Below are 16,139 nucleotides of genomic sequence, written 5' to 3' on the forward strand. Positions count from 1 at the left end.
AACAAATCAGGCACGATTATGCACTTCGACTCCGGTCTTTTAGCGCTGCTTTTTGTCATTATTGCGCTTTTTATTGGTGCCCTTGTTCGGCATCTTTTGAAAGGTTCCCAAGTACCTTACACCGTTGCCCTGCTAATACTCGGTATCGCGATTGGTTTGGCTCATCGCGGCAACGCATTTACCGACAACTACACGCTTATCGGCGAGACATTAAGCCTTGCCTCTGAGATCGATCCTCATCTGTTTCTGTTTTTGTTCCTACCGACACTCATCTTCGAAAGTGCTTTTGCGATGGAAGTTCATCTCTTTCGCAGAATGTTTACCCAAATCGTCATTCTCGCCGTCCCCGGATTAATGCTGGCGATATGGTTGACCGCAGAACTCGTGGCATGGGTGTTACCTGAACATTGGCAGTGGAGCTGGGCACTCTGTTTAATGTTTGGCGCACTCATCAGTGCCACCGACCCGGTAGCCGTGGTTGCCTTGCTAAAAGAAGTCTCATCGAGAAAACGATTGGAGACGCTCATCGAAGGAGAATCACTCCTTAATGATGGAACTGCGATCGTTTTCTTCTCCCTTTTTTACGGCTGGGTATTGATGGAATTCAGCAACCCTGGCGAAGCGATCACAGCGCCACCATGGCAAGCTGTCGCGCAGTTTTTTGTCGTGGTGTTTGTCGGACTCGCCGTCGGACTTATCCTTGGTGGCTTGTGTATTTTGTGGATAGATCGGGTGTTTAACGATCCTATGATTGAGATTTCGCTCACCATTGCCGCCGCCTATTCGGCATTCTTTATTTCCGAAAACTTCCATGTTTCCGGCGTGGTCGCGGTGGTCACACTGGCGATTATGTTTGCCAGTGTGGGGCGAACAAGGATCAGCCCCGAGGTGGCAGGCTTCTTACATCATTTTTGGGAAATGATGGCTCACATGGCCAACACCTTAATTTTTCTTCTTGTTGGGATCTTGGTGGCCATTCGCGTACCACTCGACGATAAAGAAGCTTGGTTGGCACTCTTTGTTCTCTATCTGGGCATCATGGCAATACGAGCCTGCTCCATCACCGTGTTCATGCCCATTCTCAAACGAATCGGTATTGGCATCACCTACGAAAAAGCCGTGGTTCTCTGCTGGGGTGGCTTGCGTGGCGCGGTTTCTCTGGCTCTGGCCATGACCGTAGCATCCTCCGACATCATTCCTAAACAGATTGGCGATCATGTGCTGTTTCTGTGTGCGGGCATTGTGGTGTTAACCATCTTGTTTAATGGCTCCACGATGGGGCACGTTTTGAAGTGGTTAAATCTGAGCAGCTTGCCCCCGGGTAAGCAAGCTACGGTGGACAAAGCGCAGCACGAAATTAATCGAGTATTGCACGATATGCTACCCAAGATGATGACCAGTGATTTTCTCAAAGGGGCTGATTGGGAAACCGTGAAACAAGGCGCTAAATTACAAGTGCTCAAAGAGTGCAATTCGCCCACTGAAATCACACAGGATGAATTGCACACTGCTTACTTGCGGCGTCTGCTCGAAACCGAACGTAAACACTATTGGACACAATTCTCTCAAGGTCTGATTGGCAAACAAGCAACCAACAAATTGGTCGAAGCGGTTGAACATGCTCTCGATGGCGATCCCATCATTGGCCCTCGCAATGAGTTGTTTACCACTTGGCGTTTGCCCGCTTGGGTGGAACCACTTCGTCAATACAATAGTTGGAACAAGCTGCTGCTCAAAGTTTATTTCCGTCGTTTGGCGTTGGGCTACGATGTCGCTCGTGGCTTTATCCAAGCTCAAGAAGCACTCGAAAGTCACATTGATATCCTAGCACCTGATGCCGAGATCGCCGTTATGGTTCGCCAACAAGTGGAGCTCAATAAACGCCTCACGTTTGAGCGAATCGAATCGCTACGGATGAGCTTTCCTGAAATTATCCAAGCCCTGCAATCCCAGGCCGCGACAAGGTTACTGCTCAACAGAGAGCGAGCGGTGATCAACGATCAACTAAAACAAGCAGTACTGGACAAACCTGAGGCACAAAAATTGCTGAATATGGTTGAAGAGCGTATGGCAGCTCTGCAAAAAGAATCCATTTTTGACAAGTCGCAGGAGCAAAAGCTCATTAATGACATTCCTTGGGCTAGAGAGCTGAAGAGCAAAACTCGTGAAGAGCTCACCAGTTGGATAGAACACACCGTCTATGACGCGGGTCAGTTGATTTGTGAGAATCAGCGACCACTCAACCGAATTGGTATTGTCAGCCGCGGCAGCATCACGGAACTCTATGAAACGCGTTCCGATGACAACCTAGAGAAAGTTCGTACCACGATTGGTCCGGGAGAAACTTTTGCCTTGATCTCGCTGCTCACTGGCAAAACCAACGCTCAGTATGTCTCGGATACACCGACAGATATTATGTGGCTGCCCGTAGATAAACTGAAGCTACTCATGAATCAAGATCCCAATCTAACGGCGGTGGTTTGCCAACTATTTAAGCAGCTCAAATCGGTCTAAGCGCTAAAAATACAAACGCCGCTTTTAAAGCGGCGTTTGTTTATTTTCCAGTGAAGCTCAGCGGGATCTCCGCCAACTGGTTACCGAGGTTACTCGGGAACACCAAATATTCACCATGATATTTGACGTTAGATTTATAGTCTGTCACCTTGTGAACCATAAACCCAGCCGCGCTCGCTTTCTCAACGAAACCGGCATGGTGACCGCGAACAAACCAGCTCATCGGTTTCACTAATAGCTCGCCGTCAAAACAGTTTTCGCACTGCTGCGCGCACAGTGCCAAAGAGTTCTGTCCTTCCGTGAAAATCTGCACTTTGCCACAGCCGACAATCGGATCTGAAGTCGACACTTCCCAGCCCGCGTTTTCCATTTCATCGAGAAAAGCTTCGATCTGTTTGTCGGTAATCGCTTTTGGTGCGCCCTCTTGGGCAAAGAACGAAGCATAAAACGCAGAAATACGTTGGAACGTTGGCAACAGCGCCGCGTCATTTCCTTTCGATCGTCCTGCTTTTTGCCAGCGAGTTAAGTCCGCGACAACACAACGGTCGAAACGCTGACCTTTCAGCGCTTTGGTCACCCAACGTACCAAAAAGTGGTTGTTGGCAATCGGTGCGTCGACCAATTTGCCCGATTGATGTTCCGCAGCCAGCTCAGCGAGTGCGGTATTCACTAAGCGCTGAATTTCACTTGTGTAGTTCGACATTATGCTTTTCTTCCGAAAATCCAATAAAACAGTGCTGAAAGCACAGAGCACGCAGACATCACTAGCACCATAGGCCAAGTCACTCCTGATGGCAGTATCGCAACCAAAGCACCAACTAGAGAGCCAGTGCCAAAACGCAATGTGCCCGCCAGAGAAGACGCCGTCCCCGCCATATTAGGGTAGCCAGAAAGCAATAGCGCCATTGCGTTACTGCCGATGGTAGAAAGTGTGCCGATAAATAGAACCACGAATGGTACCGTGCCCCATAGCCCAAGGTCTAGTAGCCAACTGACAAATAGACCAAGACCGGCGATCAATTGAACAGTCAGCCCCAAACGCAACATGAAATGCGACCCTACTTTCTTCACCATTCGGCCATTTAGACTGGTCATAATGATCATCGCAACGATGTTCAAGCCAAACAAATAGCCAAACTGATCGGGTGAAATACCATAAATATCAATATAGACAAACGAGCCTGCGGTTAAAAAAGCAAACATTCCGGAGAAAGAGAACGCGCCAGACAGAATCAACCCCATCGCTGTTTTGTTACAGCATAACTTTAAGTAGTTACGCATGGTCGTTTTGAAGCGCAATGGCTGTCGGTTTTCTATCTTGAGTGTTTCTGGTATTTGCCACCAGACAAGGGCGATCACGATAACGGCAAAAAACGCCAGCACCCAGAAAATTGAACGCCAGCCAAACCAAATGGCTAGGTGCCCACCGATCATTGGCGCGACAAGGGGGGCAGTAGTGATCACCAATGTGACGAACGACATCGCACGCGCAAAGTCCTCGCGATCAAACATATCGCGAACCACGGCTTGAATGATCACCGCAGCCGCGGCCCCCGCAAAGCCTTGCGCGGTGCGTACATACGTTAACGCATCAATGCCATTGGTCGTGGCACTGACCACCGCCGCTAGGCCAAAAAAGAGCACCCCAAGCAATAAAACCGGACGTCGACCAAAACTGTCTGCCAGTGGACCATGAATCAGCTGGCCGAGCGCAAAACCTGCGGTATAAGCGGTTAAAGTAAACTGCACCGCACCGGCATCGACGCCCAAATCGCGTGCTATGGTCGGCATCGCTGGTAGATACATGTCGATGGCCAAGGGTGTCAATGCACCGATGGCACCGAGTACAGCAAACAAAAAGAGACTAATTTGTGATTGGCTAACGGCTTGAGATTGATTGGTCATTAATGCTCCGTTTTGGTTGCGATTGCGTCGCAACACTCCGGTCACAATACAATCTCGTTGCCCATGTTCCACAACAGTTTGCCAAACGTTGGCCGTTGTCCTTTCTGCTAGAAATTCTGGGAGGGAAATGATGGCGTGATGCCATAGCAGCCTGCGTGAAGAGGTTAAAGAAATGTCAGCAGGCTGAACTATTGTGATACAGATTAGGCAGAAACACTAGTTCCGTATAGGAACTAAATCATTTCCAAACAGAGTCTATTTCTTCCTGAGTGAGGTAACGGTATTCTCCCGGCTCAAGACTTTCATCCAGTTCGATCGCACCAATACGCTCACGATGTAATTGCTCAACTCTGTTACCCAATGCCGCGAACATACGTTTCACTTGATGGTATTTGCCCTCATGGATAGTCAGCAGCACTTCGTTTTCATCCGCATTGACGATGGTCATCTGCGCTGGAAGTGTTAGCTCCTTTTCGTTACGCAATTGTACGCCTGCAGCCAGTTTTTCTGCATAATCACTGCCAATCGGGTCCGCCAACCAAACACGGTAAGTTTTGTCGCATTTATGCTTAGGCGAAGTAATACGGTGTGACCACTTACCGTCGTCGGTGATCAACACCAAGCCCGTGGTATCCACATCCAAACGACCTGCAAAATGAAGCTCATCCATTTTTACTTCGTCTAATAAAACAAACGCAGTGTGGTTGAAACCATCTTCATGCGAGCAGACAAAACCTTCAGGCTTGTAAAGCATAATGTAACGCGGTCCTTGCATCGCCAGCTCGCGCCCTTGCCATTCAACCACACACTCTTCCGTTACTTTTACCGCACCGCTTTTTTGCACTTGTTCGTTAACGGTCACTTCACCACTTTTTAGGATCTTAGTGGCCTCTTTTCGCGTCGCGCCAAGCGCATCGCAAAGAAATTTATCTAAACGCATGAATACCTCATCTGGTTAAGGTCGGGTATTATAGCGAGCTCACAAAGAATAGTTGAGTGATTTCATCGTTTCCATGTACACCCTCAGACCTTATCAAGCCGACTCAGTCAAAGCCGTTGTGCACTATTTTCGCCGCCATTCCACGCCGGCAGTCATTGTGCTGCCAACTGGGGCGGGCAAAAGTTTAGTGATTGCCGAATTAGCACGATTGGCGAAAGGACGCGTATTGGTGCTGGCGCATGTAAAAGAGCTGGTTGAACAAAATCACGCGAAATATGAGGGATATGGCTTACAAGGTTCGATTTTTTCGGCAGGATTGGGACGAAAAGAAACCCAACATCAGGTGGTTTTCGCCTCTGTTCAATCGGTCGTTCGAAATTTAGAGCAGTTTCGTAATCAATTCTCTCTGCTGGTGATCGATGAATGCCACCGAGTACCGGAAGAAAAAAGCAGCAGCTATCAAAAAGTCATTAGCCATTTAACGGATCTCAATCCGGGGATAAAAATCCTCGGCCTAACGGCCACGCCTTATCGCTTAGGCATCGGCTGGATTTACCAGTATCACACTCGCGGCCAAGTTCGCAGCGAAGACGCGCGATTTTTCCGCGATTGTATTTTTGAATTACCCATTCGCTATTTGCTCGACGAAGGCTTTCTTACCCCAGCCAGAATGATGGACGCCCCCGTCTTGGCGTATGATTTTTCACAGTTGAAACCCGCTAACACAGGCCGCTATAAAGAAGCAGAGCTGGATATGGTGATCGATAAAGCCAAGCGTGCGACACCGCAGATCGTTGAGCAAATCCTTCATCTCGCCCAAACCAAGCAGGGTGTGATGATTTTTGCAGCCACGGTGCGTCATGCCCAAGAGATCCACGGCTTATTGCCCGTAAATGACAGCGCTATCGTCATTGGTGACACGCCAACACCAGAACGAGATGAGATCATCCGTCGCTTCAAAGCGCGTGAAATCAAGTTTTTGGTCAACGTCTCGGTGCTCACAACGGGCTTTGATGCGCCCCATGTTGATCTGATTGCGATTCTGCGCCCAACCGAGTCCATCAGCCTTTATCAACAAATTGTAGGGCGTGGTTTGAGGCTCTCCCCCGGTAAAGAAGAGTGTTTAGTGCTCGATTACGCGGGTAACAGCTATGACCTTTATCAACCAGAAGTCGGCGATCCCAAACCAGACTCAAACAGTGAGATCATCACCATTCCCTGCCCTGCTTGCGGCTTTAATAACAACTTTTGGGGCAAGCTCGACAGCAATGGCTTTTTGTTAGAGCACTTTGGCCGACGCTGCCAAGGGTATTTCACTGACGAAGAGAGTGGAGAGCGAGAGCATTGTGGTTATCGCTTTCGCGCCAAATATTGCGGTGAATGTGGCGCTGATAATGACATTGCAGCGCGCATCTGCCACGAATGCGATGCCACTTTAGTGGACCCAGATAAAAAGCTCAAAGAGGCGTTAAATCTCAAAGATGCGTTAGTGTTTGAATGCCTTGAGATGGTGTTGAGTGTGCATAAAAATCCTGAAGGCAAATCGCAGCTAAAAATCAGCTATCTCGGCGATAATCAAGCCCAAGTGCATGAATTTTGGCCTTTAACCACCGCCAAACAGAAATTGCTGTTTAAGAATCAGTTTGTGCGACCTCACTTGGCAGACAAACACCGTCCTTTCGAAGAGGCCTCGCCAACCAAAGTTGTGGCTCACCAGCATCGATTCCGACCGCCACAATTTGTCATCGCCCGTAAAAGTGGCCGTTTTTGGAAGATGCGCGATAAAATTTTCGAAGATGAACTGCAAGAGCGCTAGCCTGATTCGGAGAGACAAGGTTCACTTTCGATTCATCTTTATTCATTTATACTCGGCTCACACTCTTTACCAAGGTAAGAACATGTTAAATAGTAAGCTCACTTGCGCTCTTTTATTCTCTTCTCTCCTTGTTGCGCCCGCCATGGCGCAAAACCTTGAGCAAGATGGCCACAGACTTGTACAGGACGTCTACAAAGAAGGCACGGCAATCGAGTTTGATGAAGATCAGAACGAAGTATACCAAGCTGTGCAGCAAGGGTTGATCAAGCCTTTTTCTGAACTTTATTCTACCGTCGACAAACAACTCAATGGTCGCCTGATCAAAGTCGAGTTAGAAGAAGATGATGACGAATGGATCTATGAGTTAAAATTGGTCCATGATAATCACATCATCAAAGTGGAGTACAACGCCACCACCTTGGAGCTCATTGAGATAAAAGGTCGAAATTTACACGACGTCATCAAGAAATAGAGAAAGATCATATGAAAATTTTGGTAGTGGAAGATGACCCTCGTTTGGGCGAACAGATTATTGAATCCCTCGAAAAAACGGGCTGGGTGCCTGAGCTTTCTCAAGATGGAATCGATGCTTTGTACCGTGCGACGTCAGAAGAGTGGGATGCAATAGTGCTGGATCTAGGCCTACCGAAGTTAGACGGATTAACCGTACTAAAAGGCATTCGTGACGAAAACATCAACACACCAGTGGTTATTTTAAGTGCGCGAGATACCCTTACTCAACGCGTGGAAGGCTTAAACGCAGGTGCCGATGATTACTTAACCAAACCGTTTGAAATGGTTGAACTGATCGCTCGCATTCGCGCCCAATTGCGCCGAGCCTCCGGTAACGCGTCACCGGTAATGCAAATCGGAGACCTGAGCTTGGACACACGTACGTCAAAAGTGATGTGGCAGGGTCAGGCGGTGAGTTTGACCGCACTGGAATACAAAGTGGTTGCCTATTTTGTGCATAACGCCGATAAAGTGATTTCACGTACTGAGCTGGTGGAACACATCTACAAGCAAGACTTCGACCGTGATTCCAATACCATTGAAGTCTTCATTGGACGCATTCGTAAGAAGATCGCACCCAATATCATTAAAACCGTTCGCGGCCTTGGGTATCAGCTCAATGCCAACTAAGCGACCGCTTTTCAAGCACCTCAGCTTAAAAAGCCGCCTGTTTTTGGCGGCTTGCCTGTGGGTGACCGCAATGATCATCGCTGCCGGTGTCGGGATTCCCAAGCTGGTTAAAGAGTATTTAGTCACTGATGTGGAAAGCCAACTGCGCTTGGCGCTAGATGAAATTTCGGCCAACCTCGAAGCCGGTAAGAATGGTAGCATTGTTCTTTCATCACGACTTTCTGACCCTCGTTTCAGTCAGCCATACAGCGGCCTATATTGGACGGCAACCATCAACAACCAAACTCTGCGTTCTCGCTCTCTTTGGGATCGCACGATTCAAATCAAGCAAGGTCCCATACGAAAAACGGTGCTTGGGGCGAAAAATGAACGTTTAATTGTGTTAGAGCAGGATGTATTTCTCCCTGAGTACGTGAAACCCGTCCACATTGTGATTGGCATGGATGAAGCGCCGATGAAATCCACCTTGGACCATTTAACCGGACAACTGTGGATGATTCTCGGTCTGCTCTTTGTTGGCGTCATGACCGTGATTGGTTTGCAAATCGCTTGGTCATTCCGACCATTAGGGAAATTACAACGCGAGCTCAAAGCGCTAAGAGCCGGTAGCCAACAACAGCTCGAAGCCAGTTATCCAGCGGAAGTATCGCCGCTGATCGATGATCTCAATGCCCTGCTCTTCCATTATCAAGAGTTGTTGCAACGTGCTCGCAACCATGCGGGCAACTTATCTCACTCCTTAAAAACACCGCTATCTGTTTTGCGTAACGAAATCAGCCAATTGGATGTCGAATCAAGCCACAAGCTCTTACCACCGGTTGAACAGATTCAGCAGCATATTGATTACCATCTTGGTCGTGCTCGAATGGCAGGCTCGATGAATATTCTTTCGGTGAAATCCAACCCTTCTGAGCGTGTCGATGCCATTTCCATAGCGTTCGATAAAGTCTATGCCGAGCGAGATCTATTGCTTATCAACGAACTGGACAGTGAACTGGAGGTGGCCGTCGATCAAAGCGATCTCGACGAGATGCTGGGTAACTTACTTGAAAACAGCTACAAATGGGCACGCAGCCAAATTCGAGTCCATAGCACACTAACAAGCGACGACCAGCTTACGCTCATCATCGAAGATAACGGGCCAGGAATCGCTGAGGAACACCTCACTCAGGTGCTGAAACGGGGTGTTCGCCTTGATGAGACCACGCCAGGTACCGGCCTAGGACTGAATATTGTGGCGGAAATGGCCTACAGCTATCGCGGCGATCTTACGCTAGAACGCAGCCAACTTGGCGGTTTACGCGCCAATTTAACCCTTAAGCTGGCAGCAAAGGGTTAGCGACGATAAGAAACCACTATAAAACAGCGCTTTTGGCGGAATATCAGTTGCTCAAAGCACGGTTGAGTGGTAGTATCCGCGCTCGCTTTGACAGGAAACTTCCCGTTGAAGCCATACTTACTTCTGTAAGGTCGCATTACAGAGTATGAAATTAACTTTTACTAATTTGAGAGTAAAACTATGAAATTTGAAGCAGTAGTACGTACTGAACTAGGTAAAGGTGCGAGCCGCCGCCTACGTCTTGCTGGCCAATTCCCAGCAGTTGTTTACGGTGGTGAAGCAGCACCAGTTGCAGTAGCACTAAACCACGATGACATCGTAAACCAAATGGACAAGCCTGAATTCTACGAAGCAATCACTCTAGTGATCGGCGGCGAAGAAGTTAAGGTTAAGCCACAAGACGTTCAACGTCACGCGTTCAAGCCAAAAGTTGAGCACATGGACTTCATCCGTATCTAATTCCTCACCAGGGAATTAATCGGATTTAATCCAACCTTTTGCATATATAAGATTCTCGGCCTTACCATCCGAACAATCTAAAAAATTCGAAACCCCAGAGACTTACCACCTCTGGGGTTTCACCGTTTTATGCCCTTTCCTACGTTTTATATCCTCTCCCACATCGCTGCCTTCTTTAAGAAGCACCATCAAAACGCAAACCATCCAAAAGGCTTACTCCTTTTCATTCTACAATTTGCACTGCCTTTGCATTTTCTCTCGCATTCTCTGTAATCAGCTTCGACGCAACTTGAAGCAACAGCACATTAATCCTGATCGACACTTTTAATTACCGCACGCTTTCTGCTACTTTCCGCTCAATTTTTTACTCTATCACCGTTTATATACAAACTACTTGGTGTGACAGCTCAGCAGCCAGCAATCCTCCTTCGATAAACATCACGAGAAACGCTTTCGAGGGTGAGCTTTTTTTGGCCGTATCACTGCGCCAGCAAGTAGGAAAGGAATCTATGAATTTTTGGCAAATACGCATTCTACCCGTCACTCTTTTGGGTGCTCTGTTATCGGGATGCGGCAGTGACAGCAGCAACTCATCCCCGGCAGAACCCAGCCGTCTAGAACCGAACCAACGCTACGATTTGCTTTATCGAGCGACCTTTGGCCCAACCCCGAATAGTTATCAACAAATGGCGTCAGTTGGCTACCAAGCTTGGTTGGATCAGCAATTTTCAATGCCCCCCTCATTCCATCTTCCGCTCTTACAAAGTTATGTGATTGAGGGCGATACGCCCACTCAATCAGATCGCGTTGCAGTCTGGTGGCATCAGGCTAATCATGCTCCTGATCAACTGCGCCAGCGAGTCGCCTTTGCCTTGAGTGAGATCTTTGTTGTGTCACGTTATGGCGCCAGCCTCAATGGCCGTGCGCAAGAGCTCACACACTATTACGATATGCTGTTGGAACACGCTTTTGGCAATTATCGTGATCTGCTGGAAGCGGTAACTCGCCATCCCGTAATGGGCGACTACCTTTCGATGATGGCAAACCAGCACGCCGATCCGCAAAAGAACCGCTTCCCAGATGAGAACTACGCGCGCGAAGTGATGCAGCTATTTAGCATAGGTCTGTACCAACTCAACCAAGATGGCACCCCTTTACTCAATAACGGGGCCCTGCTCCCGACTTATTCACAAGATGACATCGAAAACTTAGCACGAGTCTTTACCGGTTGGCACTTGGCGGACAAAAGTAATGGCAGTTGGACCAGTAAGCAGGGAGATTGGTTTCAAGCCATGGCACCTTATGCGGACAAACACGATAGCGATGAGAAGTTCGTCATGGGTGAGCGCTTCCCTGCTGGGCAAAGCATTGAACAAGATATGGCTCAAGCGATGGCAATGTTGACCAACCACCCCAATACCGGTCCATTCATCGCTCGCCTACTTATCCAAAGGCTAGTCACGTCCAACCCGTCCCCTCGGTATGTTGAACGTGTGGCTTTGGCCTTTAATGACAGTGGCAACGGCATACGAGGCGATCTCAAAGCCGTCATCCAAGCTATTTTGCTCGACCCCGAAGCACTCAATGGCCCAACAGAGCGCTTGAAAGAGCCGCTGATTTCAATGGCCAATCTTTACCGTGCGCTCGAAGCCAAAAGTGCCGACCCAACCGGACGTTACCACAACAGCAATGGTACGTTTTTCGCCTTTGGCCAAGCGCCTCTCTCTTCTCCGAGTGTGTTCAATTTCTTCTCGCCGGACTACGCGCCAAATGCGCAAATGAAGGAAAAAGGCCTAGTAGCGCCAGAATTTCAGATTCTAAGCTGGAACAACTTCATTAATATCAGTAACCAGATGTGGTCTGCTACTGGAAACAGTCAATACGATTCAGAAGAGAACCCAAAGAAAATTGTCGTTAATCTCGCCCCGTTAGAAGCGCTCGCGAATGATCATCCCGCGCTGATTGCCGAGCTGAGCCGACGCTTTCTCTCCGAGCAAATCAGCCCAGAACTTGCGCTCATCATTGAGCAGAACTTAAATCAGCTCAAAGAGCACCAACAAAACACCAAAGTGCGTAATGCGCTGCATATCATTTTGAACAGTCAGGAATTTCACACCGAGGTAAGCAACGCATGGTGACTCGTCGACAATTTATCTCTGCTCTCGCCGCCACACCTTTGGTATCGATGATGGGCAGCAAACCCAGCTTCGCTCTACCCACCAATGATTATAAAGCGCTTGTGTGCGTGTTTTTATTTGGTGGCAATGATGGCTTTAATATGTTGGTTCCGACCAGTGATGCCCATTACGATGAATATGCCCGCGCTCGGCCTGACATTGCGTTAGCCAAAGAATCGCTATTGCCTCTGACATTGGCCACTGGTTCAACGCTCTCTTTGGGCCTTCACCCTGCCATGAATGAACTGCAAGGATTAGTTAACCGCGGTAAAGCGATTCCCATTGTCAACAGTGGGGTACTCGTAGAACCCACAACCAAAGCGGAGCTCGTCAATGGCACTCGCACTCTACCGCCTTTTCTTTTTTCACACAACTCGCAACAAGCTGAATGGCAAAGGGGTTGGGCGGGCAGTTCCTCCACGTTAGGTTGGGCAGGCAGAATGATGGATGTGCTTTCCAATGGGCAGTTAGAAGTGAGCCCAACGTTCAGCATCAACGGCTATGTGCAGTGGCTGAATGGTGAGAAGCAGCGCGCGAACCTGATCAACCCAGATGGCATGCCCACTTTATGGGCAAACAATAATACGTTGAGGAAACAAAGCTTTGACCAAGTTTTGGCGCTGCAGCCCGATAGCCTATTTGCACAAGCTTTTGATCAGGTGAAGAGCGATTCTATTACTATTCGAGATCAGCTTTCAGCCGCGCTAGAGTCCTCTCCTGAGGAGCCACACTTCCCAGATAACCGATTGAGCCAACAGCTTCATACCGTGGCAAGATTGATCAAATCCAGTGAACAACTGGGGCATCAAAGACAAGTGTATTTCGTTGGCATGGGTGGATACGACACCCATGCTAACCAATTGGTCGCCCATCAAACCTTGTTGGCTGAGCTTAGCCAATCCCTCGACGCCTTTAACACTTCGCTTGAAAACGCCGGGATCGCCCATCAAGTCACTACCATGACAATGTCCGATTTTGGCCGAAGGCTTGCCAGCAATGGCTCGGGAACGGATCACGGTTGGGCAAGCAATCACTGGGTCATGGGGGGCGCTCTGCAATCTGGTCGGATTTATGGCCAATGGCCTTCCCTCGTCCTTGATGGGGAAAACGATTTTAATCGCGGCCGAATGATTCCAACCACCTCCGTCGAACAAATCGGTGCCACGGTGGCAAAGTGGATGGGTATTCAAACTGAGCAGCAATTGCTCGACGTATTCCCCAACCTCAAGCATTTTGCGCAAAAAGATTTAGGATTCCTTGCTGGATGATGTCTTGTGGATGATCAGTTGCTTTCATTGGCTTTTTGCACTTGGACAACTCTTCCCTTGCCTGCGGATTTTGCTTGGTACATAGCGATATCCGCCTCGTGAATGAGGCTATCCACATTGGTTGACGTCGTCTCGACGTCAACCGTCACTAATCCAATACTTGCGCCAATGACGAGGGCTTTGCGCTCCACAATCACTGGTATCGCAATCGTCTCAAGCAGTGCTTGAGCGATTTGGGTCGCTTCTTGCGTCGATTGATTCTTCAATAAAACGATAAACTCATCTCCGGCATAACGAGCCGCCATGTCCTCCTGACCCACAGTATCCAGTAACCGCTGAGCGACCGCTTTCAAAAGGAGATCACCGGTTTGGTGACCATACTCATCATTGACGGCTTTAAAGCCATCAAGGTCAATAAATAACAGTGAAAACGGCTGCTTACGCTCCAAGAATTTTGCTATCGCTTGTCTCACGGCAGTACGATTCGGCAAATCCGTGACAGAATCATGTGATGCGAGATGACGCGCGAAACGCTCTGCCGATTTCAGCTCTTTGGTTCTTTCTAAGACTCTAAATTCGAGCTCTTTTCGCCCACGATTCACTTCATTAGCCATGAGATTGAAGCTTTCCACCAACGCTTGAGTCTCTTTAATTCCAGTAAAACCTTCGATGGTTTCCAAATGAGAGATGTGGCTCTCCGTCATTCCTTGAATTTGTTTAGTGAGTTTCCTTATTGGCCGCATTAGCAGACCCGAGAGCTGCCAACTTAAGATAAAACAGATGACAAAACAGGCGATGGCTACCACCAACGTCACTTTTTTAAAATCGTTGATTGCAGCATCTAATTCACTCACGGGTTGAGGAATCATAATGCCCCAGCCTAACGTCTGCGTCACAGTAAACCCAGCAATCATGTCTGCCTTCATTGCCGGTGAATAAAAGCGCTCCACGCCAGTTTCCCCTCTTAACATCCGTTTTACCACACTGATTTTGGCAATATTTTTCGCCTGAGCTTGCCACTCTTTGTTCGGATGAGCCAAGACGCTTCCGGTGTTATCGACAATAGCGGCATGCCCTTTCTCGCCAAAGCTCACCGCCTCTTGAAGCTGAGCAACATACTCATTCGCCATCGCCGCCACCCAAACTCGTCCGTATTTATCTTCACGATAGAGATAAATCGTGGGTTGAGGAAGAGACTGTGAAATCACCGGGGTAACTCGCGTGATTTGATCGGCGTTGAGATCCAAGGTTTTGGGAAAATAGACGGGCTCACCAAACAACACTCGACGTTGCATGGTGTTTTTTGAATAACGCGCCAAAGCATGTAAATTGAGCTGCTGGAGAAGGTTAATTTGTTGGGCAGAGAGTTCATTGCTATCAAACTCATCGCTGATCGATTCAAACACCGAGAGCACATCGACGCTGTAGCGCTCTAAAGCGGCACTCAGGTTTTTGGCAAGCAGTAAGTGCTTTTCATTCACGGCTCGATACTCTTTCTCAAGTGCATGCTGAACCGCCCAGTACGAAAAAAGCACAATAGGTACAACAGACACTAACAGCATCACTGATAACAAAATTGCACGCAGAGAAGGTCGCAATACAGGCATAAGCGTTCCAAACATTCGCAACAAGTTCATAAGCACCTTAGCTGTGCTTAACGTTAACCTGCGCCAACTGTCATTTATAGAAATTATAATGATTTATAAGATACGGCGTTTAGAGGTGGCATCAAAGTCATCATCTGTAGTTCGTGTCCGCCATTCATAATTTTTATGAATAAATTTGCAAGAATCTCACTTATTAGAATAGCGCTAACGCCGCTCGATACAAATTTCATGAGCGCGATGATCCCATCTTGATCCTTCATCGCCATTCACCAACGAACAAAATCGCACAAGGGTATCAAGGCTCGCTTGAACGAACGCTTTGCTATAAGAAAAACTCAAAATTAAAAAACGAACAAAAAATAACCAAAACACCATTGACGAGATGTTGGCCCACTTCTAAATTTGATCAGTACCTAAACAACCCACCCTCGACAAGGTCGCTGGCTTGCAACCAAACGAGGAGGTTGCTATCGACTTAGGTGTAGACCGATGTCGTTTAGGTTTCATTTCACGTCTCTGAGAACTGTTAGATACGTGATAAGAGATGGCGTGCCTATCTGCTCTGAGACAATGTATTTAATGCCAAGCGATTGATTTCAAATGGCCTCCAGAGAATTCGTACCACTAACGTACGAGTAAGAGCAGTTTTACGCCTTAAACACTGCTGCTATGTATTCACGGAGGTTAGAAATATGAAACGAGCCAGCAAATCCTATCGTCTACAGCTCATAAGAGAAGTGGTGACACGACGCGAACTGCAAACCAGTAACGACCCTATGGCAAATTACATCTATCAACTGATGACAGACAAAACGCATTCAACGCATGACGTTGAACAAAATCATAAATTTGTCGGTTGCCATTTTGATGAACATGCCGGGGGGTGGGTAAACGATAAGTGGGGGCTAAAATAGTCGTCAACGAATGCATTTAGCTCTCCTTAGTCAACACATCTCAAATGTGTACTAGGG

The 16,139-nt window shown here is 48.0% G+C and carries 13 protein-coding genes; 9 read left to right on the forward strand and 4 right to left on the reverse strand.

Annotated features, from left to right (window positions below):
* Window positions 1-18: 18 nt before the first annotated feature.
* Window positions 19-2,514 (forward strand): cation:proton antiporter domain-containing protein, encoded by a 2,496-nt coding sequence (locus PQQ36_RS10650; protein WP_273661170.1) that lies wholly within the window; start codon window positions 19-21, stop codon window positions 2,512-2,514.
* A gap of 40 nt (window positions 2,515-2,554) precedes the next feature.
* Here the strand turns inward: PQQ36_RS10650 and PQQ36_RS10655 are convergent, their stop codons facing one another.
* From PQQ36_RS10655 to rsuA, 3 genes are all read right to left on the reverse strand, one after another.
* The gene (locus PQQ36_RS10655; protein ID WP_011080667.1) at window positions 2,555-3,217 is read right to left on the reverse strand and encodes a DUF2913 family protein; all 663 of its coding nucleotides are present in this window, start codon (window positions 3,215-3,217) and stop codon (window positions 2,555-2,557) included.
* Window positions 3,217-4,419: a Bcr/CflA family multidrug efflux MFS transporter gene (locus tag PQQ36_RS10660; protein ID WP_273661171.1), complete on the reverse strand. Its 1,203-nt coding sequence runs from the start codon at window positions 4,417-4,419 to the stop codon at window positions 3,217-3,219. Before PQQ36_RS10660 ends, PQQ36_RS10655 begins: the two co-directional genes overlap by 1 nt.
* A gap of 238 nt (window positions 4,420-4,657) precedes the next feature.
* Window positions 4,658-5,359 carry a 16S rRNA pseudouridine(516) synthase RsuA gene (gene rsuA / locus PQQ36_RS10665; RefSeq protein WP_038968657.1) on the reverse strand — a complete coding sequence of 234 codons (702 nt, stop codon included), beginning with the start codon at window positions 5,357-5,359 and terminating at the stop codon, window positions 4,658-4,660.
* A gap of 73 nt (window positions 5,360-5,432) precedes the next feature.
* Here rsuA and PQQ36_RS10670 point away from each other — a divergent pair, with 73 nt between their 5' ends.
* The 7 genes from PQQ36_RS10670 to PQQ36_RS10700 all read left to right on the forward strand — a co-directional run bounded on the left by PQQ36_RS10670 (window position 5,433) and on the right by PQQ36_RS10700 (window position 13,561).
* Window positions 5,433-7,175, forward strand: a complete 1,743-nt coding sequence (locus PQQ36_RS10670) for a DEAD/DEAH box helicase (RefSeq protein WP_273661232.1) — start codon at window positions 5,433-5,435, stop codon at window positions 7,173-7,175.
* An 82-nt stretch (window positions 7,176-7,257) separates the two neighbouring features.
* Window positions 7,258-7,647: a PepSY domain-containing protein gene (locus PQQ36_RS10675; RefSeq protein WP_011080671.1), complete on the forward strand. Its 390-nt coding sequence runs from the start codon at window positions 7,258-7,260 to the stop codon at window positions 7,645-7,647.
* Between the two features lie 11 nt (window positions 7,648-7,658).
* Complete coding sequence (locus PQQ36_RS10680; RefSeq protein WP_011080672.1) at window positions 7,659-8,318, forward strand: response regulator transcription factor; 660 nt, start codon at window positions 7,659-7,661, stop codon at window positions 8,316-8,318.
* Window positions 8,308-9,657: an ATP-binding protein gene (locus PQQ36_RS10685; protein ID WP_026130774.1), complete on the forward strand. Its 1,350-nt coding sequence runs from the start codon at window positions 8,308-8,310 to the stop codon at window positions 9,655-9,657. Before PQQ36_RS10680 ends, PQQ36_RS10685 begins: the two co-directional genes overlap by 11 nt.
* A 180-nt stretch (window positions 9,658-9,837) precedes the next feature.
* Entirely contained in the window at window positions 9,838-10,116 is a 279-nt protein-coding gene (rplY, locus tag PQQ36_RS10690) for a 50S ribosomal protein L25 (RefSeq protein WP_011080674.1), read from the forward strand.
* Between the two features lie 509 nt (window positions 10,117-10,625).
* The gene (locus PQQ36_RS10695; RefSeq protein ID WP_273661173.1) at window positions 10,626-12,254 is read left to right on the forward strand and encodes a DUF1800 domain-containing protein; all 1,629 of its coding nucleotides are present in this window, start codon (window positions 10,626-10,628) and stop codon (window positions 12,252-12,254) included.
* Complete coding sequence (locus tag PQQ36_RS10700; protein ID WP_273661174.1) at window positions 12,248-13,561, forward strand: DUF1501 domain-containing protein; 1,314 nt, start codon at window positions 12,248-12,250, stop codon at window positions 13,559-13,561. Before PQQ36_RS10695 ends, PQQ36_RS10700 begins: the two co-directional genes overlap by 7 nt.
* 14 nt (window positions 13,562-13,575) lie before the next feature.
* Here the strand turns inward: PQQ36_RS10700 and PQQ36_RS10705 are convergent, their stop codons facing one another.
* Window positions 13,576-15,168, reverse strand: coding sequence for a sensor domain-containing diguanylate cyclase (locus PQQ36_RS10705; protein ID WP_273661175.1), 1,593 nt, complete (start codon window positions 15,166-15,168; stop codon window positions 13,576-13,578).
* A 692-nt stretch (window positions 15,169-15,860) separates the two neighbouring features.
* On the opposite strand from PQQ36_RS10705, the gene PQQ36_RS10710 reads away from it, so the two are divergent.
* Window positions 15,861-16,082: a hypothetical protein gene (locus tag PQQ36_RS10710; RefSeq protein WP_013571984.1), complete on the forward strand. Its 222-nt coding sequence runs from the start codon at window positions 15,861-15,863 to the stop codon at window positions 16,080-16,082.
* Window positions 16,083-16,139 lie beyond the last annotated feature (57 nt).

Origin of the sequence: Vibrio sp. CCUG 15886 (assembly GCF_028570825.1) — a bacterium.
Lineage (GTDB): Bacteria > Pseudomonadota > Gammaproteobacteria > Enterobacterales > Vibrionaceae > Vibrio > Vibrio vulnificus_B.

Bases quoted from the DNA above. Each gene is read 5' to 3' on its own strand.
- PQQ36_RS10685 (WP_026130774.1), top strand. From the start codon at position 8,308: ATGCCAACTAAGCGACCGCTTTTCAAGCACCTCAGCTTAAAAAGCCGC.
- PQQ36_RS10660 (WP_273661171.1), bottom strand. From the start codon at position 4,419: ATGACCAATCAATCTCAAGCCGTTAGCCAATCACAAATTAGTCTCTTT.
- PQQ36_RS10675 (WP_011080671.1), top strand. From the start codon at position 7,258: ATGTTAAATAGTAAGCTCACTTGCGCTCTTTTATTCTCTTCTCTCCTT.
- PQQ36_RS10650 (WP_273661170.1), top strand. From the start codon at position 19: ATGCACTTCGACTCCGGTCTTTTAGCGCTGCTTTTTGTCATTATTGCG.
- PQQ36_RS10700 (WP_273661174.1), top strand. From the start codon at position 12,248: ATGGTGACTCGTCGACAATTTATCTCTGCTCTCGCCGCCACACCTTTG.
- PQQ36_RS10655 (WP_011080667.1), bottom strand. From the start codon at position 3,217: ATGTCGAACTACACAAGTGAAATTCAGCGCTTAGTGAATACCGCACTC.
- rplY (WP_011080674.1), top strand. From the start codon at position 9,838: ATGAAATTTGAAGCAGTAGTACGTACTGAACTAGGTAAAGGTGCGAGC.
- PQQ36_RS10680 (WP_011080672.1), top strand. From the start codon at position 7,659: ATGAAAATTTTGGTAGTGGAAGATGACCCTCGTTTGGGCGAACAGATT.
- PQQ36_RS10705 (WP_273661175.1), bottom strand. From the start codon at position 15,168: ATGCCTGTATTGCGACCTTCTCTGCGTGCAATTTTGTTATCAGTGATG.
- PQQ36_RS10710 (WP_013571984.1), top strand. From the start codon at position 15,861: ATGAAACGAGCCAGCAAATCCTATCGTCTACAGCTCATAAGAGAAGTG.
- PQQ36_RS10695 (WP_273661173.1), top strand. From the start codon at position 10,626: ATGAATTTTTGGCAAATACGCATTCTACCCGTCACTCTTTTGGGTGCT.
- PQQ36_RS10670 (WP_273661232.1), top strand. From the start codon at position 5,433: ATGTACACCCTCAGACCTTATCAAGCCGACTCAGTCAAAGCCGTTGTG.
- rsuA (WP_038968657.1), bottom strand. From the start codon at position 5,359: ATGCGTTTAGATAAATTTCTTTGCGATGCGCTTGGCGCGACGCGAAAA.